Genomic DNA, 24,393 nt, shown 5'->3' with positions numbered 1-24,393 from the left:
GCGGGGACAGACACGAACGGATTGCGTTGCTAGCGTTGCGCCTTCAACGGGGGGAGCTGAATGACATCGAAGGGGTTCCGTATCGGCGGAGATCTGGAGGTGCGGCGACTCGGCTTCGGGGCCATGCACCTGTCCACCGAGGCGGGTCCTGCCCGCGAGTCGTCTTTGGCGGTGGCCCGGCGAGTCGTCGAGCTGGGCGTCACGCTGATCGACACCGCCTACCTGTATGGCGGGGGAGCCAACGAGGAGCTTCTCGCCGAGGCTCTGTACCCCTATCCGGACGGGCTGGTCATCACCACCAAGGTCGGTGTCGCGCGATCGGGCCCGCACGGCGAATGGAAACTGGACGGGCGGCCGGATGTCCTCCGCACGCAGGTCGAGCAGGCGCTACGCCGACTGCGCGTCGAGCGGATCGAGCTGCTCCAGTTGCACCGGATCGACCCGGAAACACCGCTCGCGGATCAGCTGGGCACGCTGCGGGACATGAGGACTGAGGGCAAGATCGGCCGAGTTGGACTGTCCGAGGTCACCGTTGCCGAACTCGACCAGGCGCGGCAGATCGTCGATGTGGCGAGCGTGCAGAACCGGTACAACGTGCTCGACCGCGAGCATGAGCCTGTGCTCCTCGCCTGCGAGCATGCCGGGATCGCCTTTCTGCCGTGGCGGCCTGTCGCGGCCGGCACATCAGGGGAACTGGCGGGGATCGCCGCCGTGGCGTCCGAGGTGGGCGCCACTCCCACCCAGGTCCTCCTCGCCTGGCTCCTCAGCCGCTCGCCGGTCATGCTGCCGATCCCCGGCACCGCCCGGGTGGAGCACGTGGAGGAGAACCTCGCTGCCGGGGAACTCCACCTCACCTCCGCTCAATACGCCGCCCTGGATCGGCTGCACCAGCCCACATAGTTCCCTGCCACGCCTGCACTGCCACGCACTTACTTCGGCAGGTGAGCGCGTTCGTAGGGCCCCGCCGCCGAGCCGACGGCTGTGACCCAGTGTCATCCGGCGCCCGGGTAGGTGACGCTTCGGCATGCCGAAGCCCGCGGAGCCGTGTCCGTGACTATCGATGTGATCGTGGACACCAAAGGCCTGCTCATGACGGTGAAGGTGACTGCGGCAGACGTCACCGACCGCGACGCCGCCCGGGAACTGCTGCCCGAGCTGCGCGAGCGGAACCCGGAGCTGACCCTGATGTGGGGCGACAATGCCTACACCGGTCTGGCCGACTGGGCCCGCAACGACCTCGACCTCACGTTCAAGGTGGTGAAGAAGCCACCGAATCAGGTCGGGTTCAAGGTGCTGCCCCACCGGTGGATCGTGGAACGGTCACTCTCCTGGCTGATGCGCGCCCGCCGCAACGCCCGCGACTACGAACGCTTGCCCGAGCACTCCGAAGTGCACATCACCTGGGCGAACATCACCCTGATGACCCGCCGAATCACCCGCGCGGACGCTCGACGAGCCGCAGTACCTAAGCCCATCGCTGCCTGATCCAGCTCGCCATCATGCAGGCCCGCATTTCTGTTCGGACTGACTCTAGAGTGACGCCGTGAAAAACCATCCGGTCCGTGACGCCTACTCGTACAAGTCAGAGCAGTACATCGCCTTGTTCGATGGTGACTGGCAGGCCCACGCGGACGACACGGCCCTCGTCCGAGGTCACCTTGTCGGCCTGGACGGAACGGTACTTGATCTCGGTTGCGGCCCCGGGCATTGGAGCGCCTACCTGTATTCGCTCGGCGCCGACGTGACCGGCGTCGACTTGGTCCCCGAGTTCATCGACTACGCCCGGACCAACTTTCCCGGGCCAAAGTTCCAGCTCGGAGAGATGACCGACCTGGACCTTCCCGCCCATTCGGTGGCCGGCATCCTCTCCTGGTATTCAACCATTCACATCCCGCCATCGGAGCTGGACGGTGTACTAACCCAGTTCCGCCGGCTGCTGACCCCTTCCGGGAAGCTAGTAATCGGCTTCTTTGACAGCGACGACGAGGTGGCCGCGTTCGATCACAAGGTCCACACGGCATACCGCTGGCCTGTAGACGAGTTCTCCGCTCGCCTGAGAGAAGCCGGTTTCACCGAACTTCAACGTCTTAGGCAGCAGTTTCCGGAAGGCCCAGACCGCAAGTATGCGGCCATTGCCGCAGCCGCCGCTGCGTCATAGTGGCCGACTGACCAGCCCTGCGGCCAACGCGCATGCTCGGTGACGACCGCTGCGCGCGGACGGTGCGGTCACCTCCGCAATTCGGCGTTCGGATCGGCGTTACCGTGACGGTGCTACGAACGGCAGAGATGAAGCTCGGCAGGCCAATACTCGCACTAGCTGCGGAAACAGGTTGCGAGACAGCTACTCACTCACGCCGGCGGCTGGCGGCTGGCGCTGATCCCGCACGCCGACGGCCAGGACGGCTGCTACCGGCTGTGCCGCGACCGCGTCTGGGCAGGTGACTGCCCCGCCCCCAGCTCACCGGCCTGCTGGGCGGCCACGGCCTGGTCTTCGACGACTTCACCGCAGCCCAAATCGACTGCTGCGTCATGGTGGACCCGAGCACACAGGTGGCGTGCCTGCGTCCCGCCGAACCCGTCGACGGCCAGAACCACCTGCCGCTGTGCGGCATGTGCCGGCAGAGCCTCACCAGGATGCACGGCTTCCCCCGCCCACAGGCCTGCAGACATCCACGCCGGCCCTACCCCTCCTGGGCATGCTGTGGGGCGACGCCGGCACCGGCCACCACCAGCGGAACTGTCGCACCACTTACGTCACCCCGTCGCCAAGATCCTCGGCTGGGCCGAGATCCTGCACGACGACGACACCATGCCCGCCACCTGCACGTCATCTACCGAGCCGCCCAAGACCTGCAACGACTACTCGACACCGCCGCCTCGCCGCCGTGACCTCCGGCCGACGGTCCTGCCACACCACCGGCGCAGCCTGGCCACATTGCTCCTGATTGGCACCGCTCAGGATCCGCAGTTCGCAGCCGAAGTAGCAAGCATGCCGGAGCAGACATTCTTGCTGGCGAATATCGTGATCACCTTCGCCTACGCGTCGATCACGGTGGCGATCCTCGTGCCGGTCTCCCGGGCCGGGCAGCTGCGCACCAACAAACTGGCCGTGGCCACCTCGATGATCTTCTTCAGCTGCGCGGTCGGGCACGCCCTGCACGCGATCATGGCCTACCAGACGATCATCCGCGGCCCGGCGGCACATCACATGGCCGGCAACGCGGTCGGCTGGTCGTGGACCTCAGCGCTGTGGGACGCCACCACAGCCGCGATCGGCGTCTACTACTGGACCCTGCGCCGCGGCTACGGGGTCCTGCTCGGCCCCGGTGGCATCTACGTCGACCCATGGGGTCAGCACCGCCTGGACGAGGCGGCCGCCCGCGAACGCGCCGTCCGCGATCTCGCCGAAGCCCAGCGGGCCACCTTGGCCACCGTGGTGGAGCACAGCGACGACGCGATCGTCGGTCTCACCCCCGAGGGGCTGATCACTGCCTGGAACCACGGCGCCGAGAAGATCTTCGGCTACACCGCCGCAGAAATGCTCGGCCGGCCCGCCACCATGCTCGCCGACCAGCACGGAGCCGAGCACCAGAACACCGTGCTGGCCAGCATCCGCAGCGGTGACGGCCGCCGGTCGTACGAGGCGCGGCGGCTGCGCAAGGACGGCACCCCGGTCGATCTCGCCTTGACCATCACCCCGATCACGGACGAGGCCGGCGCGGTGATCGGGGTGTCGGCGATCGCCCGCGACATCACCGCGGCCAAGGAGGCCGCCGAATACCAGCGTGCCGTTGGGGAACGCAGCAACAAGGCCCAGCGGATGGAGAGCCTGGGCAAACTCGCCGGCGGGGTGGCGCACGGTTTCAACAACATCCTGGCGATCATCGGGAACTACACCGACTTCGCGATCGAGGAGACCGGCGACAAACCACAGGTGCAGGCCGACCTGAAGCAGGCCCGCACCGCAGTCGACCGGGCCAGCAACCTGACCCGCCAGTTGCTCATTTTCACCCGCGGGGACGCCATCCAGCCGCAGGACATCGACCTGAACGCCTCGATCGCCGAAGTCCACGCCATGCTGCAACGCACCATCGGTGAGCACATCACCCTGCTGGCCCTGCCCGCCGGGCAGCCGCTGGTCGTGCACGCCGACCCCGGGCAAATCCAGCAGATCCTGCTCAACCTGGCCATCAACGCCCGCGACGCCATGCCCGAAGGCGGCACGATAGTGCTGGAAGCCAACACCGCCGTCCTCGACGGCGACGAGGTGAACATGCAGCCCCCGCTGCCCGCCGGCACCTACGCCCGGCTGCTGGTCAGCGACACCGGCCACGGCATGTCCGCCGACACCGCCGCCCGGATCTTCGAGCCGTTCTACACCACCAAACCCCAGGGCAAGGGCACCGGACTCGGCCTGGCCACCGTCTACGGCATCGTCACCGAAGCCGGCGGCAGCATCAACGTCTACTCCGAGATCGACATCGGCACCACCTTCCGCATCTACCTACCCCTGGTCGCCGCCGCCGCCACCACGACCGACACGGTCACCACCCAGCAGGCGCCGCCACCCGGCGACGGAAGCACCGTGCTGATCGTGGAAGACGAACCCGCCCTCGCCCGCGTCGTAGCCCGCATCGTCGGCAACGGCGGATACCACGTCCTCGTCGCCGCCAGCGGCCCCGAAGCCCTGGCAGTGTACGACCAGCACGGCTGCGACCTGCTACTCACCGACGTGATCATGCCGGAGATGTCCGGGCCCCGGCTCGCCGAAATCCTGCACGAGCACGACCCGCAGCTGCCCGTGGTGTACATGTCCGGCTACAGCAACGGCCTGCTCGGCAAAACCCCCATCCTCGACGAGGACATCACCTTCCTCGAAAAGCCCTTCACCGCCTACGACCTGCTGCACAAAGTCGCCGCGGCCCGGCGCACAAACAGCGACACCAAACCGGTAGAAGCACCGGCGCGGGCCCCGGCGTCGGTGATCGACCGTGGGCTGTAACGACTACAGAGGTATCCACGGCGGCATCGATCGCCACAGTCTTGCAGTGTGAGGCGTCGGCCTGCTCGAATGCGCCCGCCGGCTCACCTGTCCTTGAACAACTATCAAACGCTACGCACGACCAGCCGACCTTCTCCGGGATCCCGGCGGCCCGGCAACGGTCCCGGTCATCCGTCTACGGCGCGGGCAGATACCACTGCCGGGCCAGTGAGTGCGCGCTTGAGCGCGTTGACGCGCAGTGCCCAGATTCGCTGGGAGAGCTCCGCGTCCGGGGCTAGCGACTCCGCGCCGTGGTAGGCGCCGGGGTGGACGTGCAGCTCGGTGGGGACACCGGCCTGTAGGAGCCGCTGGGCGAAGGCGATGTCCTCGTCGCGGAACAGGTCGACGGTACCGACGTCGATGAAGGCCGGCGGCAGAGCGGAGAGGTTATCTTCGCGTGCCGGAGCCGCGTATCGGTCGGCGGGCTGGCCGGCGAGGTAGCAGTTCCAGGCTTCTACGCTGGCGGCGCGGTCCCAGATGCCGATGTCGGTGATCTCGTGGCTGGAGGGTGTCTCGTGGCGGTCGTCGACCATCGGGTAGATCGGCATCATCAAGCGCAGCGGCGGCCCGCCCCGGTCGCGGGCGGCGAGCGCGGTCGCGATGGTCAGCCCTCCACCGGCGCTGGCGCCGTAGATGGCCAGCCGATCGCGGGCGATGCCGACTTCGGCAGCGTTGTCGTACGTCCAGACGAGCCCCGCGTAGCAGTCTTCCAACGCGGCGGGGTACGGGTGCTCGGGCGCCAGCCGGTACTCGACCGAGACGACGACGGCCTGGACTTGTTCGCAGAGCAGGGCGGCAGCGGCGTCTTCACCGGCGACGGTTCCGAGGATCATGCCGCCGCCGTGGATGTAGTAGATGCCGGGCAGGCTGGTGGTCGCGGTGGCGGGGCGGTAGACGCGTACCGAGAGATGCGAGCCTTGCACCGTCAGGTCCTGCTGGATTACGCGCGGGTTGCCGGTAGCGGGTTCGGCCGCTTTCAGGGCGTTGATGGTGGCGCGGCGTTCGATGATGTCCGCGATGGCGTTGAAGCCGCCGGGGAAGGCCGCGAGGCGCGCGTCGAGGGCTGGCAGCATGTCGGGGTCGATGAGGGGACGCTGACGCATGTCTGCTCCGGGGTGGGACAGGCCCGGCCGGTCCGGCATCGTTGCCGGCACGGCCGGGCCTGTGATCGGGTCGGTCAGGCGGCGCGCAGCCAGCCGAGACCGAAGCGGGTGAAGTAGATGCCGCCGGTGCCACCGACCTCGTACAGGTTGGCGGCGGTCCCGTCACCGAGCACCGCCATCGTCGAGTACCCGGCGGCGCCGGGCTTGATCAACGCGCGGGCCGGCCAGGTGGCGCCGTCGTCGGTGGAGAGCCGGACGGTGAGGTTGCTACGTGCCGACGAGCTCGCGTTGTTGCTGAACAGCATGGTCGCGGTGCGCGCCGGCGCGCCGGCTACCGGGCGCAAGTAGGAGAGCTGGTCGGCGTTGCAGAGGGGGTCGATCAGGGTGGTGTTCGCGGTCGCCGCGCCGAAGGTGTTGCCGCCGTCGGACGAGGTGGCGAAGTAGCGGTTCCGGTTGCTGTTGTGCCGCATGTCCTGCACGACGGCGCCGGTGCTGCGTTCGACAGCCTTGCTCTCGTTGACGTTGGTGCCGGCTGAGCCGCCGCTGCGCCAGGTAGCACCGTGGTCATCGCTGTAGATGTTGGCGGCGTGGGTAGTGCCGGCGGAGTCGCGGTAAACGATCGGTTGCACGAGCCGGCCGTTGCTGAGCTGGATGCCGTGGCCGGAGGAGGCGAACAGCTGCTGCCAGGCCGGGTTCTTCACCGACGGGTTGAGGTCGACCGGGACGCTCCAGGTGGCGCCGTTGTCGCTGCTCTTGATGTAGCGCACGTGCAGGCTGCCGGTGTCGGTCGGCGAGTTGGAACCGGTGCCGGCGGAGTAGAAGCCGACCCCGGGCCGCGGCGAGTAGTTGTAGATCAGGAAGACGGTTCCGGTGGTGCGGTCGACGAGGAAGCTGGCGTCGCCTTCGCCCTCGCTGGTGGTGGCGGGGCGGCGTACGACGTAGGGCTGCTGCCAGGTGACGCCGCCGTCGGTGCTGCGGGTCATCGCCATCTGGATGTTGTTGGTGCCGCCGCCGAGGTCGTACGCGCCGTCGACGCGGGCGTCGGCCACGGCCAGCACGGTGCCGTTGTTGGTGACGGCCATCGCGGGGATGCGTACCGATCGGGCCGTTGCGTCGGTGCCGTTAAGGCCCTTGATGACGGTGCTGGTGGTCATCAGCGTGGTGGTCGTCATCTGCGGGGTGCCGGCGGCGAGCCGGCAGCCGGTGGTGCCGGTGGCGGTGTCGTCGAAGCCGTCGGCGGTGGTGCGCAGCGTGTAGACGGTGCCGGTGGGCACGGTCCAGTAGTGCGTGTAGTTGCCACCGGCAGCCACGGTGGTAACCCACGGCGAGTTGACCCGGCCCGGCCAGGCGACGGTGAAGGCCCGGCTGACCGTGGTGCGGTTCTCCAGGACCAGCTGCAGCCTGCCCTGCGTGCAGTCGTAGCTGACCAGCGCGGACATACCGGTACCGCAGCCGAAGAGTCCACTGCGGGTGGTGCTGAATCCGCTGACCGTCGTGGTGGTGATGGAGTACGCGGTGCTGGGGTTTAACGTCCAGTAGAGGGTGCTGCTGGCGCCGGCGGCGACCGTGCGGGTCCAGGGTGAGCCGGTGCGCCCGGCCCAGGTGACGGTGAACGTCTCGGTGCTGGGGCCACTGTTGGTGAGCGTCAGGTTCAGCCGGCTGGTGGTGCAGTCGGCTGCGGTGGTGGCGCTGACCGCGGGGGCGGCCTGAGCGGGGCCGGCCGTGGCAAGGCCGACGACGGTGGCTGTGGTGGCGAGGAGCAAGGTGAGCAGGGTACTCCGAAGACGCATGCCACTCCTTCGTGGAACGCCGGTAGGGACGGGGGTGCGGCGAAAGGGTGTTCCGCCGAGCCGGCCGCTGCCGCGTAGGGGGTGACGGCACCGGCCGGGGATTGGGTCAGCCCCTGCGGGGCCGATCGGTGTGCGCGGCGAAGCTGCCGGCGATCCAGGCCGGGTCGGTGATCGCGGTGCCGACCACCACCGCGGTGGCCCCGGCGTCCAGGGCGGCCCGGACCTGCTCCGGCCGGTGGTACCGGCCTTCGGCGACGATCACCGTGGACGGCAGGGCCCGGCTCAGCGCGGCCACCAGGTCCAGGTCGGGTCCGGGGCCTTGAGGGCTGTCCGCGGTGTAGCCGGACAGGGTGGTCGCGATCATGTCGGCTCCGGCGGCGGCGGCGGCGATACCGTCGTCCACAGTGGCGACGTCGGCCATGACGAGGCCACCCGCCGCCTGCACCGCCTCGACGGTGTGCAGCAGTGGCGTGCCGTCCGGCCGGCGTCGCCGGGTGCCGTCGGTGGCCACCACGGCCGCGCCGGCGGCGAGTACCTGCAGCGCGTCGTCGGCGGTGGGGGTGATGAAGACGCCGGCGATGCCGCGTTTGGTGAGCCCGATGATCGGCACCTCGACGGCGGAGGCGACCTCCTGGATGTCGGGGACACCGCCCACTCCCCCGCACCTGATGGCGGTGGCGCCGCCGAGCACGGCGGCGCGGGCCATCCGGGCGATGGTGGGCGAGTCGCGCAGTGGGTGGCCGGTCCCGGCCTGGCAGGAGGCGATCAGGCCACCGCCTACGACCCGCACGAATTCGTCGAGGGTCACGACGGGACCTCCTGGCCGATCTGCCGGGCCAGGTGTGCCGCGCCCAGCAGGGGCGCGTCGGCGGCGGTCGCCGGTACCAGCACCGGCAGGGTCCGCAGCGGAGGCAGCGCCTCGGTGTGGAAGGCCGCGGCGACGGTTGCGGTGAACTCCGGGATGCCGTGCACGACTCCGCCGCCGAGGGTCACCGCGTCCGCGTCGATCGCGGCGACCAGCCCGGCCAGGGCCCGGCCGAGCATGTGCGCGGCGGCGTGGATGACCGTGCGGGCGTCCTGATTGCCGGCGCGCATCAGCGCGGTGACGTCGGTGAGTGGGCGCACTGGGCGGTTGGTGGCCCGGGCGTAGGCGGCGGCGATGGCCGGTCCAGCCGCAACCGCTTCCAGGTGGTCGTAGCGGCCGCAGCCGCACGCCAGGGCGCCCTGGCCGGGCACCAGCAGGTGGGCGACCTCCCCGGTCACCGCGTGCGGTCCGGTCACCGGGCGCCCGTGGCGGATCAGGGCGCCGCCGACACCGGTGCCGACGGAGACGTGCAGCACCTGCTGGCAGTCGCGCAGCGCCGGGTCGAGGACCGCGCCGACCGCGGCGGCGCGCACGTCGTTGGCGACCGCGACGGGCAGCTGCAGCATCCGCGACAGCTCGTCGCGGATCGGCGTGCCCGCCCAACCGGGCAGAGTCTGAGTGGCCGAGCGCACCACTCCGGTGCTGCTGTCGACCACGCCGGGCGCGCCGACGCCGACCGCCCGGACCCTCTCGCCGCCCTGGTCGGCACGTTGGCGGAGGTCGGCGACGAGTTCGGCAACCACGCACAGGATGGCCGGGGCGCCATGCGGGGTGTCCACCCGGATCCGGTCGCGGATCACGCCGGTGTCGTCGACCAGCGCCGCGGCGATCTTGGTGCCGCCGATGTCGACAGCGGCGACCATACTCACAGCAGGCCCGCCGTGATCAGGATCTGTCGTACGTACTCGGTCTCGGCGGCGTCCAGCCCGATCTGCGGCGGCGCGGTGACGGCGTGCTCGATGACCCCACGCAGCTGCAGGGCGGTCTTGAACGCGCCGAGCGCCGACGAACCACGGCCCATCCGCGACGCCGGGGCGGCCCGGACGATGCGCATCAGGCGCAGCAGTCGCTCCTGCTCGCGGCCGGCCCGCTCCCAGTCGCCGGCGCGAGCGTGGGCGTAAAGGGTGGCGTAGCCGTGCGGGTCGACGTTGCCGAGCCCTGGCACCACACCGTCGGCGCCCATCCGCAGCGCGCTGTCCACGGTCAGCTCGGAGCCGGTGAGGACGCTGAACCCGGTCAGCCCGGCGTCGTTGCGCGCCACGATCAGGTCCCGCAGGCCCGCGTCGTCGCCGGTGGAGTCCTTGAGCCCGGCGAGCACCCCGTCGGCGGCCAGGCGCAGCAGCATGTCATGGTCGAGGTGGCTGTGTACCGAGACCGGCAGGTCGTAGGCGTACAGCGGGGCCTCGCACTGCTCGGCGATGCGGCGCAGGTGCAGCTCGATCTCGGTGGGGTGGGTGCGGGTGTAGAACGGCGCGGTGGCCACGATGCCGGCGCAGCCGTCGCGGACTGCCCGGTGGGCGTGGTCGAGGACCCGCATGGTGGTCATGTCGATGACGCCGATCAGCACCGGAACCTGTCCGCCGACGTGCCCGAGCACCGTGTCGATCACGGTCTGTCGGTGGCGGTCGGGCAGGAAGGCGACCTCGCTGGAGGAGCCGAGGATGAACAGCCCGTTGACGCCGCCGGTGATCTGGAAGTCGACCAGGCGCAGCAGCGAGGCGACGTCAACCTCGAAGTCGGGGGTCAGCGGGGTGCACACCGGCGGCACCACCCCGGTCAGCGACGGGGCAGCGGCACCGGCCGGCGAGGTGAGCGGGACGGTGGTGATGGCGGTCATGAATTGAGCTCCTGTACAGGGTCCGCGACGGGGCGGGGCAGATCTGCGGGGTCGGTGACGGGGTGGAAGCAGCGATACCGGCGGTCGTTCTCGGTGGCGTACGGCGGCATCTCGGTGGCACAGAGCTCGGTGGCCCGCCAGCAGCGGGTGCGGAACGGGCACCCGGACGGCGGGTTCACCGCCGACGGGACCGGCCCGGTCAGCGGGATGGCCCGCATCGGGTGGAGCAGGCCGGGTGCGGCGGAGAACAGCGCCTGGGTGTACGGGTGCCGGCCGTCGCGGACCCGGGCGGCGGGCAGCTCCTCGACGACGCGGCCGAGGTACATGGTGACGATGCGGTTGGAGACCCGGCGCACGGTCTGCAGGTCGTGCGAGACGAACACCATCGCCAGGCCGAGGCGTTCGCGCAGGTCGAGCAGCAGGTTGAGGATCTGGGCGCGGACCGATACGTCGAGCGCCGAGGTGGGTTCGTCGGCGATCAGCAGCGGCGGTTCCAGGGCCAGGGCCCGGGCGATGGCGACGCGTTGCCGCTGGCCGCCGGACATCTGGCTGGGCAGCGCGTCGCGGGCCGAGCCGGGCAGCCCGACCAGTTCCATCAGCTCGCCGACGCGGGCGCGGCGTTCCACCGGTGTGCGCCATTTCTGTACGTCGAGCGGGTCGCCGATGATCTGCTCGACGCTGAGACGGCGGTTCAGGGATGTGGCCGGGTCCTGGAAGACCATCCCGACGAGCCGGCCGATGTGCCGGCGCCGCTCGGCGGTCTTCATCGCCCAGATGTCGCGTCCGCCGAGGCGGACCGTGCCTGCGGTCGGCTGCTGCAGGCCGACCAGGACCTTGACCAGTGTCGACTTGCCGCAGCCGGACTCGCCGACCACGCCGAGGGTCTCCCCCGGCGCGACGCTGACGTCGGCCTTGGTCAGGGCGTGCACCCGGGCACGGTTGAGTACCGACCCCCCGGGGGCGCGGAATTCGACGCTGACCTCGCTCAGGTCAGCCAGTGCATCAGTCATGGACGCCAACCTTCTCGACCTCTTCGACCTGTGCCGGGTGATGACAGGCGGCCAGGTGCCCGTTGACCTCGGCCAGCGGCGGCCGGTCGTCGATGCAGATCTGGGTGGCCCGCGGGCAGCGGTCGGCGAACCGGCAGCCGGCCGGGAAGTCGGCCGGTGACGGCACGGTGCCGCGAATCTGCACGAGCCGGGGCACCTGCGCCTCCAGCGACAGCACCGAGCCGAGCAGCCCGCGGGTGTAGTGATGGGTGGGTGCGGCCAGCACCCCGGCGGTGGCGCCCTGTTCGACGATGTGCCCGCCGTACATCACCGCGATCCGGTCGCAGACGTCGCTGACCAGGGCCAGGTCGTGCGAGACCAGGATCAGGGCGAAACCGAGTTCGGCGCGCAGCCGCAGCAGCAGTTCGATGACCTGGGCCTGGACGGTGACGTCGAGGGCTGTGGTGGGTTCGTCGGCGACCACGAGTTGCGGGTCGCGGGCCAGCGCCATCGCGATGACGACACGCTGGCGCTGCCCGCCGGACAACTCGTGCGGATACGACGACAGGGTCCGGCGCGCATCGAGGCCGACGAGGTTCATCAGCTCCTCGGCGGTACGGGTGCCGCCGCGCTTGATGATCTGCTTGAGCTGGGCCCGCACGGTCATCGACGGGTTGAGCGCCGACAGCGCGTCCTGATAGATCATCGCGATGCGCCGGCCCATCAGCTGACGGCGCTGCCCAGCACCGAGGGTCAGCAGGTCGGTGCCGTCGAAACAGATGGTGCCGCTGGTACGGGCGCCGCGCGGCTGCAGGCCCATCACGGTCAGCGCGGTCAGCGACTTGCCGCAACCGGACTCACCGATCAGACCGAGCACCTCGCCGGGCCGGACCTCGAAGCTGACCCCGTCGACGATGTCCACGCCGCGGTGGCTGCCGGGGAACCCGACGCGCAAGTCGCGGACCGACAGCACCGGCGCGCCGGTGACCGCTGGCCGGGCCTGCAACGCTAACCGTCTCGCCGCCTGGGCCAGGCCGGGCAGCGCGACCGGGGTCTCCCGCTCGACGTCGGTGAACTCGGTCGCGGCCGGGCCGGCTCCGGAGCGCCGGCGTGCGGCCGGGGCCGCCCAGGCGTCCGAGATGCCCTCGGCCAGAATGTTCAGGCACAGCACGGTGACCAGGATCAGCAGGCCGGGGAAGAAGGTGGCCCACCAGCCGCCGCTGGCCAGCAGCTGCTGACCGTACGCGATGACGCTGCCCCATGACGACGCGCCGGCCTCCGGCTGCAGGCCGCCGCCGATGAACGACAGCGACGCCTCGAAGACGATTGCGTTGGCGACCATGACGGTGGCGTAGACCAGGATCGGAGCGGCGCAGTTACGGGTTACGTGCCGCACCAGGATGTGCCGGCGCCCGGCGCCGATCACTCGCTCCGCCGCGACGTAGTCCTCCTGGTACTGCGCGGCCACGTTGGCGCGCACTAGCCGGGCGATCTGCGGGATCATCACGAACCCGATCGCGCCGACCAGCACCGTGATGCTGTCGTTGCCGTACGCCACAACCAGGATCGCGGCGAGCACGATGGTCGGGAACGCCATGATCACGTCGAGGACCCGCATGACGATCTCGTCGACGGCGCGCCGGCTGGTCGCCGCGATCGCACCGAGCACCGTGCCGATCAGCAGGGCCAGGCCGGCGGAGCCGAAGCCGACGATCAGCGAGCGCGGGGTGCCGGCGACCAGCCGGGAGTAGATGTCGCGGCCGAGCCGGTCGACGCCGAACCAGTGGTTGCCGTTCGGTCCGGTCGACGGCGCGGCGAGCGCGACCTGGGTGGGGTCGTGCCGGATCAGCCAGGGCGCGGCGATCGCGCTCGCGACGACCAGCAGCAGCAAGCCGAGGCATATCTTGGCGATGAGCGGCAGGCGCCGCAATCCGGTAAGCATCAGTGGGCTCCTCGCATGCGCGGGTTGGCCGCCAGGTACAGCAGGTCGACCACGAGGTTCACGACGACGAAGCCCAGCGCGATGGTGATGACCAGACCGCGGGCCAGGCCGATGTCGTTCTGCTGGACGGCGCTCATGATCTGGGTGCCCATGCCGGGTAGCGTGAAGATCGCCTCGATGATCACCGCGCCGCCGATCAGGTAGCCCACCTGCAGGCCGAGCACGGTCAGCGGGGTCAGCAAGGCGTTGCGCAGCACGTTGCGGCCGACCACGACCACCGGCGGCAGGCCGGCGCCGATGGCGGTACGCACGTAGTCGCGGTCCAACTCCTCCACCATCGAGGTTCGCACCACCCGGGCCAGGGCGCAGCCGGTCGGCACGGCGAGCGCGATCGCCGGCAGGATCAGGTGCTGCAGCCAACCGCCGATCGACTCCGACGGTGCGACGTAGTGGCCACTGGGCAGCGACCCGCCGCCGATCGTGGACAGCTGCTGGATCAGCAGGATCGCCAGCCAGAACGACGGGATCGAGATACCGGCCATCGACAGCAGCCGGGTGACCTGGTCAGGCCAGCGGTCGCGGAAGAGCGCGCCGGTGAGGCCCAGCGTCAGGGCCAGCAGCACGGCCAGGCCGACGCCGAGGGCGGTGAGCTGAAGAGTGACCGGCAGCGCGTCGCCGATGATGCCGCTGATGGGCGCGGCGAGCGAGAACGTCTGGCCCAGGTCGCCCTGCAGCAGCGCCCACAGGTAGTCGACGTAGCGGATCAGCAGCGGCCGGTCGAGGCCATTGGCCGCGTTGAACGCGGCGATCTGCTCCGGGGTGGCCTGTTCTCCGAGCACCGACAGCGCGGCATCGTTCGGCGACAGGGCCATCACCAGGAAGATGAACAGGATGATGCCGAGCATCAGCGGGATCAGCGCCGCGAGCCGGCGCAGGATGATGCCGAGGAAGGCGTCCACCTGATGCTCCTTTCCGTGTCAGGGCGCGGCCGCCCGAGGGCGGCCACACCGCTTACGCGTGGGGTCACGAAAGCTCAGCCGCGCGAGGAGCCGAGGAAGTAGAGGCCGGTGGTCGCCGCGCCGGCGAAGTCCTTGACCTTGGCCGGGTCGTAACCGGTGATCATCTTGGCGTGGAAGACCGGGTAGAGCGGCACCTCGTCGGCGATCAGGTCGAGGGCCTTCTTCCACAGCGTCGTCTGCTCGGCGCCGGAGGCCTTCGCGGCGTCCTCGATGAGCTTCGCGCACTCGGTCGCCGCCGGCGTGCCGGCCCAGCGGTGTCGGTTCTTGGTCCAGGTCTCGTTGGTGTAGAACCAGCGCAGCAGCAGATCCACATCCGGGCCGAAGACTGTCGGGTCGCCGCTGGCGGCGAGCACCCGGAAGCCCGCGCCGGGCACGATGGTGCCGTACACGGCTGACGACGGGTTGGTGTTGAGGGTGGCGGTCACCCCGATCGCCTTCCACGCGTCGATCAGCACCGGCGCGCTGTCCTTGACGAACGCGGCGTCCGTGGTGACAAGCTCGAACGACAGGTTGCTGACGCCCGCAGCGGCCAGCAGCGCCTGGGCCTTCGCCGGGTCGTAGCCGTAGACGGTGGACGCCTTCTGGTAGCTGACGTTGCCCTCGTCGAGGTAGCTGGTGGCCGGGGTCGCGTAACCCTGCAGCGCCGTGGTGATCAGCTTCTGGGTGTCGACGGCGTAGTGCAGCGCCTGGCGGACCCGCTTGTCGTCGAACGGCGCGGCGGCGCAATTGAACATCAGGAACATCTGATTGAACGCCTGCTTCTCGTCGACCTTGCGGCCGTTGCTGACCGACTTGACGTCGAGGTACGGCACCGCCTCGATGGCCTGGGATGCGCCACCCTGCAGGTCGTTGAGCCGCGCGGTGTTGTCCGGCGTGGTGCGCAGCGTGATCTTCTCGACCTTGGCCTTCCGCAAGCCGTTGTAGTTGGCGTTCACGGCCATCACGACGCCGGCCGTGGCATTGGCGCTGACCAGGGTGAACGGGCCGGAGCCGATCGGCGCGGTGTCGAAGGCCTTGCTCGCCGCAGCGTCACCGGTCTTCGCCTTGGGCACGATCTTGATGACCGCGATGCGCTGCGCGAAGAGGCTGAACCTGCTCTTGAGCTTGAACTCGACGGTGCGCGAGTCCTTGGCGGTCACCGTGTCGATGAAGGTGATGAAGCTGGCCATCAGCGAGGCGTTGGCCGGGTCCAGTGCCCGGGTGAACGACCATGCGACGTCGTCGGCGGTGACGGCGGTGCCGTCGGAGAACTTCGCGCCCTCGCGCAGGGTGGCCGTCCAGGTCAGGCCGCTGCTGGCGGTGGGCAGCGCCGCGGCCAGGGCCGGGTACGGCTTGCGGGTGATCGGGTCGAGGTCGACCAGCGCCTCGAAGACGTGCTGGTTCACCGTGGTGGCGACGGCACTCGAGGCGAGCATCGGGTCGAAGCCACTGGACAGCGTGAAGGCGAGGGTCGCCTCAATGGTCTTGGCACCGGAGGAGGAGGAGGAGGAGGAGTCGCCGTCGCCACAGGCGCCCAGACTCGCCGTGATCGCGCTTGCGGTGCCCAGAATGCCCGCATATTGCAGCAGGCTGCGACGTGATACGCCCTTGCTATCCATCGTGATCCCTAAAGTCATGTGATTCGGGGGACGTCCTACGTCCTACGTAGCTTGTATGCGGTACCTTAAGAGCGTGCCCCCCCATGGTCAAGAGCATCCGGAGACAAGCCGCCATGACTCAGCCGCAGCCACACCCCACCGGCCAGGATCAGCAACCCGACGGCCGGACGTACCCGGAACAGGGACAATTCGGCTCCGCGGGGGCAGCAGCGGCAAAGCTGATGCGATGAAGCGGCGCAGCTCACCGCCCGCCCTCCCCCGCCGGCCGAGCCGCACCGACGAGGTGCAGCAGCAGATCAAGCGGCTGATCCTGGAACGTGGCTTGAACGCGGGCGACCCGATGCCCACCGAGCTCGACCTGCTCGACGAGATCAACGTCAGCCGCAACTCGCTGCGCGAGGCGCTCAAGGCGCTTCAGGCGGTCGGCATCGTCGAGATCCGCCACGGCTTCGGCATGTTCGTCGGCACCATGTCTCTGGTCTCGCTCGTGGATGAGCTGACCTTCCATGGCCTGATGTCGCTGCACGCGGGCCGCAACGACCTGCGGCACCTCGTGCAGATTCGCGAGGTCCTGGAGCACGGCCTGATCCAGCAGGTCATCCGCCAGCGCGGCGAGAACAGCGAGGCCGACGCGCAGCTGGCCGAGGTGATGGACCAGATGGAGGCCGAAGCCAGAGCCGGCGGCGTCAGCCCGGACACCGACAAGCGGTTCCACGAGCTGCTCTACGAACCACTCGACAATCCCCTCGTCACTCAGTTGCTGTCAGCGTTCTGGGACGTCTACCACGCTCTGCACACCGAACTCGACGACGCTGACGAGACACCCATCGAGATAGCCGCCCGCCACCGCCGGGTCTACGACGCGGTATGCGCCGGCGACGTCGAGAAGTCGGTCGCGGCACTGACCGAGCACTTCAGCGGCATCCGCCGCCGGCTCACGCCGGGACAGGACTGAGCCCGGATCGGCGCCAGCACGGCTGATGACGCGCATCGCTGCTGGACCTCGGATCGCAGGCTGGTGGCCAATCGGCATCCCGTTGCGCGCGGGCACCTTCCCGCGACGTGACCGCTCCCGCGCTGACGTCCAGGAGCCGCAAGGCCCCCCAACCCGCATCAGGGCAACAGCGCCTGTCACCCGCGCGCCATCGCCGCGGTGCTGGCCGGGCGGCTCGTCGGACGCGCACGTGAGCATGCGACAGCCGCAGGCCATGCTGCCGCGCATCAACTGGGATGAGCTGATCTTGCAGGTCATGGCCGGGGTCTCCCGGCGACCGCGTTCACCGCGCTGTCCGGTGCGGCCACGCGCCTCGACGACCTGCACGTGACGATCGCGGCGACCTTGACCGTGAACGCGCCCAACGTCGGTTCCGGGCCTGCGATCCACGTCCTGACGGGCCCCTCCGCGCACAACACCGCATCGGTCAGCTCGAACAATGCGTCGGGCCGCGCTCTCAGGCATCTCGACCGGCGGTGCGGCGCGTGTGGTGGCACGTACCCACGTCCACCGGGCCAGGTCAACGGCTACGTGCGCGGCGAGGCGCCGCCAGTGCCCGCGCCGTAGGCGGTCGAGTCCCCCCACCGTTCTTGGCCGACGACACTGTTGACGGGGACGTCGCATCGACGTTCAGGACCTGCACCGCCGGTGCAGCCGCTGGTGTGCCGGCCCGCGCCGCTGCTGTGTTCAGGGTGACGTTGGCCCAGGTGGTGGTGTGGGCCGCCGCTCGCCGCGGTCTTGCCGGCCTGGTGGGTCGGGCTGCTCGGAGTTGCGGGTCGGCTCCGCGTCGGCGGTCTGAGTGCGCCGCACGAACGCGTCCACGCGTGCGCGGGTGCCGCACGGCCTCGTGGCGGGCGCCCGAGGTGCGCCGTCCGGGGCAGTGCCGTCGTGGTCGGACGTCGTGCGGTCGCCCATCACAGGCACGCCTCCTGGCCTGACAACGCATGATCAGTAGTCACCGTATCGGAGCCCAGGCGGGCAGGTCTGGCCACTCACCCGCTTCTTCCGCGGCCAGCCGCCGCGTGTGACGCTGCACTGATGCAGCATTCGTTGGTCCTGCCGTGCCCTACCTGCGGAGCCGCGCCTCAACCGGCTTGGGCGACTGCCGGGGCGCCGCCCTGGGCGGCGCGCACCGGTGTGAGCCGGTTGCAGTGGCTGCACCGCGGCGGGCTGGTCGACCGCCACCCCGCCTGCGGCCAGGAAGCGACCATTCGGGTATGCGGTCCGCTCCTGTTGCCGCCGAACGCCCTGCTGTGGGCTTTGTTCACTCCGGCCTTGGCACAGCTCAACGGAGTCGAGGACCACCCCGACCAATTGCCCGGCATCGCCCTTATCGGGAGTGAGCCCCTGGGCCCCGCTCGTCCGCAGGACGGGCACAGCGTCCTGCTGTCGGTGAGAGTGCACGCGGTGCACGGCGTCGACGCGGCGACGCGGCAGTTCCCGCCACGGCACGCCGGGTCTCTGGACTGGCTGCTACCCACCACCCCCGACCCGTACCGCACCGTGGTTACGGCGGAAGCCGGTCCGCTGCGTTACATCGAGTGGTCAGTACAGAGCGACTTCGGCGCCTGGGCAGTGTTACAGCGAACCAAGCGCCGGTCCGCAACCTTGGTACTGGCCGGTCAGTGGGGCAGCCACGACAGCGGCGTGGCGATCGGCCACCGCCCGCTGCGCCCCGACGAGTGGGCGGCGGCCGAGCGGTTGGGTGCGCTCGGGTGAAGCGCGGTGGCGCCCAAGGTCGCGAGCATCGAGAACAGTGCAATCATGCTGGCGCCGAAACTCGGCGACATCGCCGCCAGTCTGGGCAAACCCTGCGAGCCCTCCTGACGATCTCACCCGGCGCACTCGGACGGCGCTAGCCGACCGCACCAGACGACTCGCCCGCGACGGCAGATACACGCAGATCCGTTCATGCCGGCGCCTCGCCGTCGTCGCGGGCCCGGGCGGGGTCCGTTGCACGCTATTCGCGCGGCTTGGCGCCGGGTGGCGTCAGCGACCGCGTCGACGTCGCGGTGGCCGTAGGCGGTGCGCACGCCGGAGAGGGACATGCCGGCGGCCGCGGCGGGGTTGCCGAGTGTGTACGGGCGGGGCTGGACGAACTCCCGGCCGTACGCGAGCAACTCGCGGATCAGCTCCTCCGATGCCCGCGCGCCGGGGCGCTGCTGACCCGACGGCTCAACCTGGATCTGATCACGGAGATGTGGGATGACCTGCTACGGGTCGCCGCGTCCGTGCAGGGCGGGCACGCCACCGCGGCGCTTGTGGTCAGGAAGCTGTGCTCCTCGAAGCGGCGTAGAAGGCGCTGACCAGCACGATCAAGGAGTCCGGGGGCTGCGGCGCACCGTCTACGCCGCCCGCTACCTCGCTGATGAGACGTACCGGCGACGCATCGCCCGGCAGCCCGGCCGACACGACATCCCGACGCTCTACGGACAGTGACGAAAGGACGTCAGCACACGCGCTAAGGGCGTTCGCTTCAGCCCAGGCGCAGTAGCTGATGGATTCCGTGAATTGGGCTGTAGCCGAAGGCTTCCGCGGCGGCGTGGGAGTCGTAGACCCGGTCGAGGGTGCGAGGCAATGGCCAGTTCCTCTCACGGAACGCGGACGCGACCTCGGGAAGCCGCGCCGCGATCAGGCCGGCCGCGTCGTGGTGCAGTGCCGAGCAGTCCGCGCGGGTGAAGGGGTACGGTCCGGCGATGTTGAAGGTTCCGGTTATGGCGTGTTGCTCGGCGATGCGCACGGCCGCCGTCGCGACATCGTCCAACGCTACGGCTCGGTGCAGCAGGTGAGTTGCCAGCACGGGTAGTGGCTTCGGGAAGCAGCGGGCGATGCGTAAGGTGACCGCCGGCGTCGCGGCCGAGGAGACGAGCCGCTCGGCGGCCAGTTTCGTCTCGTCGTAGATGTCGCGCGGACGGGGCTCGAGTGCCTCGTCGACCCATACCGCCTGCTTGGCGGGGATCAGGGCATGTCCGTGAACGCTGGTGCTGCTGATGTAGGCGATCTGCCGGACACCTACCCGGTCGGCTTCTTCGAGCAGCGCCTCGGTGGCGTCGACGTTGACGGCCCGGAATTCTCGGGGATCGACTCGGCCGACGTGCGGCGCATGCAGGGCAGCAGCGTGGACCAGGAGGTCTGACTGCCGGAGCGCGGCACGGCGCACCACGGGGTCTCGAAGATCCCCGAGCAGACTGGTCCATCGCCCTGGCGCTCGGTCGACCCCACGGATGAACAAGCCATCCGCATGAAGGGCTGCCGCGATCGTCGCTCCTACGCGGCCTGAGGTCCCTGTGACCGTCGCGGAACGGATCGTTGATCGTTCCTCTCGCCCTTCATGCACAGATCATTCTGAGACTGGCGCGGCACACTCGTCGACCCCGCCTTGGCCCTTGAGCAGCCGGGCATGTTCCGCCCGTACCTGGACGGCCGCTTTAAGGGAGCAGGTTGTAGGGGGCACCACATCGCCGTTTCCCGTGATCCCGGAACGTGGGATGCGAGATCAGCGGCGGCGCCGGGTGGTGGTGGTGGTGGTGGTGCTCGTCGTTCTCGGCGGGGCTGCGGCCAGAACCAAAGCCCAACCCGTCGCCGCCGGACGGCGGTTCGGTAGGGCTTCTCGTCGGCGAGATGGGGGCGTTGGCAACGAACGTGCCACTAATTAGGGGCCAAAAGCGGTCACTGAGCGCGTCTGACGCGAGCCCTACCGGCTGAGCCCTCTCTCCACCGGAGAAAGAGGGCTCAGCGCAGTTCCGGCCCCCTCGGCGGCCGGCAGCAGTTCAGCGCTGGTCACGGCGGCGCACCGCGTGCGCGACAGCACCGGGACCTGCGGCGCCGCCCAACGTGGCCCTGCGCTCGGGTGTACGACAACGTCAGCGATCCGGCCGCACTGCGCGGGTTCCTACCGGCGGCGGGAACGACGAAGGTGCTGATCACCACCGCCGGCGACACCTGTGGCCGTTATCGCGTCGGACTGCCCGAGCCGTCGGTCGGCGGAGCCTGGGGGTGCCGGCCGGCCCGGAGGCCTGGTGCCACGAGGGTGTGGAAGATCCGGTCGGCCTCCTCCGGGGGCATCTGTGGCTGGCTGGTCAGCCACCATTGCATGAGGGCCAGGTAGGCGCCGACGGTGTACCGGGTCTGCGCGTCGATCGGTATGCGCTTCGCGTCGGCGCCAGGCATGTCGGTGAGCTCGTCACGCACGATGTCGGTGAGCACCCCTTCGACCTGGCGCAGCACGGGTGTGCGGCCGCCGCCGGCGAGCAGCGCCAGAAGCAGTCGTCGCTGCTGGTAGACGTGGCGCAGCAGGGGCAGGCTGAAGCGAAGCCGATCGCCGGCACCGGTTGCTGCGGTGGCCGGCTGCGTGACGATCGCGCGCAGGTCGGCCAAGCCGTCGCGGAGGAGATCGTCCTTGTCGGTGTAGTGGTTGTAAAACGTGGACCGGCCGACGTCGGCCCGGTCAATGATGTCCTGCACGGTCACCGCGTTGTAGCCGCGCTCGGCCATCAGGTCGAGCAGAGCGTGACGCAGGGCGGCGCGGGTGCGCCGGACCCGCCGGTCCGGTGTGGTGACCATCGCCACTCCTCGTTCCTGGACGGCCGGGCCGGCGGGTGTCTCGTTATGGACGCCGGCCGACCCTTTTGCTTCTTGTCTTCACCATGCCCACGCGGCGAAGCTTCTGGACACGTGTTCAGAAAGAAACGTACCGTCTGATAGGAGGACCACCAAGTGACTGCGGTGATTTCGGGTCGAGACCTGGTGAAGACCTATCCGCCGCGGGCGGGGGATGTGGCGGCGGTCGCCGGCATCGACCTGCTGACCGCCGGGAAGATCAAGGGCCTCCCCGCGCTGTACAACCTCAACCCGCACGGACACTGACCATGCCCGGACTCACCACACCCACCACACCACCCGCCCCGATCCAGGTCGGGCAGCGCCGGATCGTCCCCATCATCGAGGCGGTCGGACCCGCGCTGCCCGCCAGGGCCACCTACCCGCACCTGGCACCCGACCAGCTCACCGCGCTGCTGTCGGTCGCCGGCCCCACAAACACAGACCCGTCCGGCACCTACCTGCACATGGCCTCACAGGGCTTCGCGATCCTCGGCGCCGGCCGGGTAATCCTGGTCGACACCGGCCTCGGCGGCCCTAAACCGGCCCGCCCACACCCCCGCCGAGGACTGGACTCCCGCTGGATGTCCACACTGGAGCTCGCGGGTATCGGACCGGCCGACGTGGACACGGTCATCAACACCCACCTGCACCACGACCACATCGGCTGGAACACCACGCTGACCGGCACCTACCTGCGCCCCACCTTTCCGAACGCGCAGTACCTGGTCACCCGACCCGAACTCGAACACGCAACCGCAACCACGCCCCCGGTCCACGTCGCCGACAGCGTGCTGCCCGTCCAAGCCACGGGGCAACTGTGGCCGTGCGCACTCGACCACCACGTCGATGAGGAGGTCCGGCTCGTACCCGCACCCGGGCACACACCCGGGCACGTCCTGGTCGAAGTTGCCAGCCAGGGCCGACGGGCCCTGCTGGCCGGCGACCTGATCCACCACCCACTGCAACTGCGTCGTCCCGACATCAGCACCGCGCTGTGCATCGACCCCATCCAGGCCACCGCCACCCGCCGCGCGGTCCTCGACCGGTACGCCGACACCGACACCCTGCTCCTGCCGAGCCACCTGCCCATCGGCGGATACCTACGACGCGACGGCGACGGATACCGGCTTGCTCCGCCATAGTCCCAGGCCTCTTCGCCACCGGGAGTGGGCCGTGCTGCTGGCCGACCTGTTCTCCTTGGGCCTGGCGTCGTCTCAGGTACGGGCCAGCGGCCGAACGTGTGCACGGTGGCGCCCATATGCAGGGGCATCCCACATGGCGGCCCCGTCGGCGGGCAGCAGGTTGACGCAGCCGTGTGAGCCCAGCGTGCCGTCGTGCAGATAAAGCGCTACGCGCCGGCCTGGACCCGCACGCCCTGGCCACCGTGCTCATCGGCGCCTTCGACGGCCCCAAAACCATCACCAACGCCCTGGAAACGAGCAGCGACCCAGGTCAACGGGCGACGGTCTTCCACGAGCGAGCCCACACCCTGCTGGCCTTGATCGAGTTCGCCTTGTTCGCGCCCGGCCCGACCGAGACCGCACCACTCCCGTGACGCATCCGCGCCGACACCAGCGACACCCCTCACCCAGAAAGGGCACACCTTCATGCCATTCACCGACCAGACCGCCCTGATCACCGGAGCCAGCACCGGCATCGGTGCCGCGTTCGCCCGCGACCTCGCCGCCCGTGGCACCCACCTCATCCTCGTAGCCCGCAGCAAGAACAAACTCGACGCGCTCGCCGGCGAACTGCGTACCGCGCACGCCATCCGCGTCGACGTACTACCGGCCGACCTCACCCGCCCCGACGCCGTCGCGGACCTGAGCGACCAGATCACCCGCCTGGGCCACACCGTCGACATCCTGATCAACAACGCCGGTTTCGCCACCCACGGCGACCTCGCCGCCGCCGACCCGCACCGAGTCCACAACCAGGTGCAACTCAACGTCAGCGCCGTCGTCGACCTGACCACCGTTTTCCTGCCCGCCATGACCGCCCGCCGACGCGGCACGATCATCAACATCGCCAGCACCGCCGCGTTCCAACCCCTACCCCACATGGCCGTCTACGGCGCCACCAAAGCGTTCGTGCTGTCGTTCACCGAAGCCCTGTGGGCCGAAGCCAAACCCACCGGAGTACGAGTCCTCGCCCTCTGCCCCGGCGCCACCGAAACCCCGTTCTTCGACGTCGTCGGCGCCGAAGAGGCCAGCGTCGGCAAACGACGCACCCCCGAACAAGTCGTCGCCACCGCCCTGAAAGCCCTCGACCGCGGCGTCCCCAGCATCGTCGACGGACGCGCCAACACCCTCGTCACCCGCCTGCCCCGACTGCTCCCCCGCCGCGCCACCATCGCCATCGCCGAGCGCAGCGTGCGACCCCGCACCACATCACCGACACCCGTGACCACGCACCACTGAACCGCCCTCACCGCCAGGAAGGCGTGAGACTCGAAGGTCTACCGGCTCGCGGACCTGGCAGCCACGGGGGAACGCGGCACCACGACGGGCGCGTAATTCTGCGGTTCCACTTCCATGACTGTGGAACGGCCCGGCGGACGCCGACCGAGACCGACAGCAGAGCGTGGCCGTGCCGGACCCTTTTCCGACATTC

The 24,393-nt window shown here is 69.7% G+C and carries 21 protein-coding genes and 1 pseudogene; 11 read left to right on the top strand and 11 right to left on the bottom strand.

Annotated elements, in window-relative coordinates; all coding sequences use genetic code 11:
- The first annotated feature begins 60 nt into the window (after positions 1 to 60).
- The 4 genes from AB0G04_RS40910 (at position 61) to AB0G04_RS40895 (ending at position 5,002) form a co-directional block, all read left to right on the top strand.
- Positions 61 to 900 carry an aldo/keto reductase gene (locus tag AB0G04_RS40910; RefSeq protein ID WP_360995042.1) on the top strand — a complete coding sequence of 280 codons (840 nt, stop codon included), beginning with the start codon at positions 61 to 63 and terminating at the stop codon, positions 898 to 900.
- A 150-nt stretch (positions 901 to 1,050) separates the two neighbouring features.
- Positions 1,051 to 1,485: a transposase gene (locus AB0G04_RS40905; RefSeq protein ID WP_360995039.1), complete on the top strand. Its 435-nt coding sequence runs from the start codon at positions 1,051 to 1,053 to the stop codon at positions 1,483 to 1,485.
- A gap of 58 nt (positions 1,486 to 1,543) precedes the next feature.
- Positions 1,544 to 2,158: a class I SAM-dependent methyltransferase gene (locus tag AB0G04_RS40900; RefSeq protein WP_360995036.1), complete on the top strand. Its 615-nt coding sequence runs from the start codon at positions 1,544 to 1,546 to the stop codon at positions 2,156 to 2,158.
- A gap of 543 nt (positions 2,159 to 2,701) precedes the next feature.
- Positions 2,702 to 5,002, top strand: coding sequence for a PAS domain S-box protein (locus tag AB0G04_RS40895; protein ID WP_360995033.1), 2,301 nt, complete (start codon positions 2,702 to 2,704; stop codon positions 5,000 to 5,002).
- Between the two features lie 167 nt (positions 5,003 to 5,169).
- Here AB0G04_RS40895 and AB0G04_RS40890 read toward each other — a convergent pair whose 3' ends face one another.
- The 9 genes from AB0G04_RS40890 to AB0G04_RS40850 form a co-directional block, all read right to left on the bottom strand.
- Entirely contained in the window at positions 5,170 to 6,144 is a 975-nt protein-coding gene (locus AB0G04_RS40890) for an alpha/beta hydrolase (RefSeq protein WP_360995030.1), read from the bottom strand.
- A gap of 74 nt (positions 6,145 to 6,218) precedes the next feature.
- Entirely contained in the window at positions 6,219 to 7,934 is a 1,716-nt protein-coding gene (locus AB0G04_RS40885; protein ID WP_360995027.1) for an exo-alpha-sialidase, read from the bottom strand.
- A 106-nt stretch (positions 7,935 to 8,040) separates the two neighbouring features.
- Positions 8,041 to 8,742, bottom strand: coding sequence for a putative N-acetylmannosamine-6-phosphate 2-epimerase (locus tag AB0G04_RS40880; RefSeq protein ID WP_360995024.1), 702 nt, complete (start codon positions 8,740 to 8,742; stop codon positions 8,041 to 8,043).
- The gene (locus tag AB0G04_RS40875) at positions 8,739 to 9,662 is read right to left on the bottom strand and encodes an ROK family protein (protein ID WP_360995111.1); all 924 of its coding nucleotides are present in this window, start codon (positions 9,660 to 9,662) and stop codon (positions 8,739 to 8,741) included. Before AB0G04_RS40875 ends, AB0G04_RS40880 begins: the two co-directional genes overlap by 4 nt.
- A 2-nt stretch (positions 9,663 to 9,664) precedes the next feature.
- Positions 9,665 to 10,636 (bottom strand): dihydrodipicolinate synthase family protein, encoded by a 972-nt coding sequence (locus AB0G04_RS40870; RefSeq protein ID WP_360995021.1) that lies wholly within the window; start codon positions 10,634 to 10,636, stop codon positions 9,665 to 9,667.
- Positions 10,633 to 11,646: an ABC transporter ATP-binding protein gene (locus tag AB0G04_RS40865; RefSeq protein ID WP_360995019.1), complete on the bottom strand. Its 1,014-nt coding sequence runs from the start codon at positions 11,644 to 11,646 to the stop codon at positions 10,633 to 10,635. The genes AB0G04_RS40870 and AB0G04_RS40865 overlap by 4 nt, the downstream gene beginning before the upstream one ends.
- Positions 11,639 to 13,567: a dipeptide/oligopeptide/nickel ABC transporter permease/ATP-binding protein gene (locus AB0G04_RS40860; protein ID WP_360995017.1), complete on the bottom strand. Its 1,929-nt coding sequence runs from the start codon at positions 13,565 to 13,567 to the stop codon at positions 11,639 to 11,641. Before AB0G04_RS40860 ends, AB0G04_RS40865 begins: the two co-directional genes overlap by 8 nt.
- Positions 13,567 to 14,526 carry an ABC transporter permease gene (locus AB0G04_RS40855; RefSeq protein WP_360995014.1) on the bottom strand — a complete coding sequence of 320 codons (960 nt, stop codon included), beginning with the start codon at positions 14,524 to 14,526 and terminating at the stop codon, positions 13,567 to 13,569. Before AB0G04_RS40855 ends, AB0G04_RS40860 begins: the two co-directional genes overlap by 1 nt.
- A gap of 74 nt (positions 14,527 to 14,600) precedes the next feature.
- Complete coding sequence (locus tag AB0G04_RS40850; RefSeq protein WP_360995011.1) at positions 14,601 to 16,184, bottom strand: ABC transporter substrate-binding protein; 1,584 nt, start codon at positions 16,182 to 16,184, stop codon at positions 14,601 to 14,603.
- Positions 16,185 to 16,410: 226 nt separating this feature from the next.
- On the opposite strand from AB0G04_RS40850, the gene AB0G04_RS40845 reads away from it, so the two are divergent.
- The 3 genes and pseudogenes from AB0G04_RS40845 to AB0G04_RS40835 all read left to right on the top strand — a co-directional run.
- On the top strand, positions 16,411 to 17,139 hold the full coding sequence (locus AB0G04_RS40845; protein WP_360995008.1) for an FCD domain-containing protein: 729 nt from the start codon (positions 16,411 to 16,413) through the stop codon (positions 17,137 to 17,139).
- A gap of 1,314 nt (positions 17,140 to 18,453) precedes the next feature.
- Entirely contained in the window at positions 18,454 to 18,897 is a 444-nt protein-coding gene (locus AB0G04_RS40840) for a hypothetical protein (protein WP_360995005.1), read from the top strand.
- A 404-nt stretch (positions 18,898 to 19,301) separates the two neighbouring features.
- Positions 19,302 to 19,578, top strand: a pseudogene (locus AB0G04_RS40835) (Tn3 family transposase); the annotation flags it as partial.
- A 76-nt stretch (positions 19,579 to 19,654) separates the two neighbouring features.
- Here AB0G04_RS40835 and AB0G04_RS40830 read toward each other — a convergent pair.
- Together AB0G04_RS40830 and AB0G04_RS40825 are read right to left on the bottom strand one after the other, a co-directional pair.
- Positions 19,655 to 20,515, bottom strand: coding sequence for an NAD(P)-dependent oxidoreductase (locus AB0G04_RS40830; RefSeq protein ID WP_360995003.1), 861 nt, complete (start codon positions 20,513 to 20,515; stop codon positions 19,655 to 19,657).
- A 614-nt stretch (positions 20,516 to 21,129) separates the two neighbouring features.
- Positions 21,130 to 21,741, bottom strand: coding sequence for a TetR/AcrR family transcriptional regulator (locus AB0G04_RS40825; RefSeq protein WP_360995000.1), 612 nt, complete (start codon positions 21,739 to 21,741; stop codon positions 21,130 to 21,132).
- 153 nt (positions 21,742 to 21,894) lie between these two features.
- On the opposite strand from AB0G04_RS40825, the gene AB0G04_RS40820 reads away from it, so the two are divergent.
- From AB0G04_RS40820 to AB0G04_RS40805, 4 genes are all read left to right on the top strand, one after another.
- Positions 21,895 to 22,044: a hypothetical protein gene (locus AB0G04_RS40820; protein WP_360994997.1), complete on the top strand. Its 150-nt coding sequence runs from the start codon at positions 21,895 to 21,897 to the stop codon at positions 22,042 to 22,044.
- Positions 22,045 to 22,046: 2 nt separating this feature from the next.
- Positions 22,047 to 22,922, top strand: a complete 876-nt coding sequence (locus AB0G04_RS40815) for an MBL fold metallo-hydrolase (protein ID WP_360994994.1) — start codon at positions 22,047 to 22,049, stop codon at positions 22,920 to 22,922.
- A 173-nt stretch (positions 22,923 to 23,095) separates the two neighbouring features.
- Positions 23,096 to 23,335, top strand: a complete 240-nt coding sequence (locus tag AB0G04_RS40810; protein ID WP_360994991.1) for a hypothetical protein — start codon at positions 23,096 to 23,098, stop codon at positions 23,333 to 23,335.
- A 52-nt stretch (positions 23,336 to 23,387) separates the two neighbouring features.
- Positions 23,388 to 24,200 (top strand): SDR family oxidoreductase, encoded by an 813-nt coding sequence (locus AB0G04_RS40805; RefSeq protein WP_360994988.1) that lies wholly within the window; start codon positions 23,388 to 23,390, stop codon positions 24,198 to 24,200.
- Positions 24,201 to 24,393 lie beyond the last annotated feature (193 nt).

Source organism: Actinoplanes sp. NPDC023801, from assembly GCF_040639655.1.
Classification (GTDB): domain Bacteria; phylum Actinomycetota; class Actinomycetes; order Mycobacteriales; family Micromonosporaceae; genus Actinoplanes.
Note: the sequence above shows the minus strand (reverse complement) of the source record. Positions and strands in the feature narration are given on the sequence as shown.

Bases quoted from the DNA above. Each gene is read 5' to 3' on its own strand.
- AB0G04_RS40910 (WP_360995042.1), top strand. From the start codon at position 61: ATGACATCGAAGGGGTTCCGTATCGGCGGAGATCTGGAGGTGCGGCGA.
- AB0G04_RS40890 (WP_360995030.1), bottom strand. From the start codon at position 6,144: ATGCGTCAGCGTCCCCTCATCGACCCCGACATGCTGCCAGCCCTCGAC.
- AB0G04_RS40885 (WP_360995027.1), bottom strand. From the start codon at position 7,934: ATGCGTCTTCGGAGTACCCTGCTCACCTTGCTCCTCGCCACCACAGCC.
- AB0G04_RS40875 (WP_360995111.1), bottom strand. From the start codon at position 9,662: ATGGTCGCCGCTGTCGACATCGGCGGCACCAAGATCGCCGCGGCGCTG.
- AB0G04_RS40870 (WP_360995021.1), bottom strand. From the start codon at position 10,636: ATGACCGCCATCACCACCGTCCCGCTCACCTCGCCGGCCGGTGCCGCT.
- AB0G04_RS40865 (WP_360995019.1), bottom strand. From the start codon at position 11,646: ATGACTGATGCACTGGCTGACCTGAGCGAGGTCAGCGTCGAATTCCGC.
- AB0G04_RS40860 (WP_360995017.1), bottom strand. From the start codon at position 13,567: ATGCTTACCGGATTGCGGCGCCTGCCGCTCATCGCCAAGATATGCCTC.
- AB0G04_RS40850 (WP_360995011.1), bottom strand. From the start codon at position 16,184: ATGGATAGCAAGGGCGTATCACGTCGCAGCCTGCTGCAATATGCGGGC.
- AB0G04_RS40845 (WP_360995008.1), top strand. From the start codon at position 16,411: ATGAAGCGGCGCAGCTCACCGCCCGCCCTCCCCCGCCGGCCGAGCCGC.
- AB0G04_RS40825 (WP_360995000.1), bottom strand. From the start codon at position 21,741: ATGGTCACCACACCGGACCGGCGGGTCCGGCGCACCCGCGCCGCCCTG.
- AB0G04_RS40815 (WP_360994994.1), top strand. From the start codon at position 22,047: ATGCCCGGACTCACCACACCCACCACACCACCCGCCCCGATCCAGGTC.
- AB0G04_RS40805 (WP_360994988.1), top strand. From the start codon at position 23,388: ATGCCATTCACCGACCAGACCGCCCTGATCACCGGAGCCAGCACCGGC.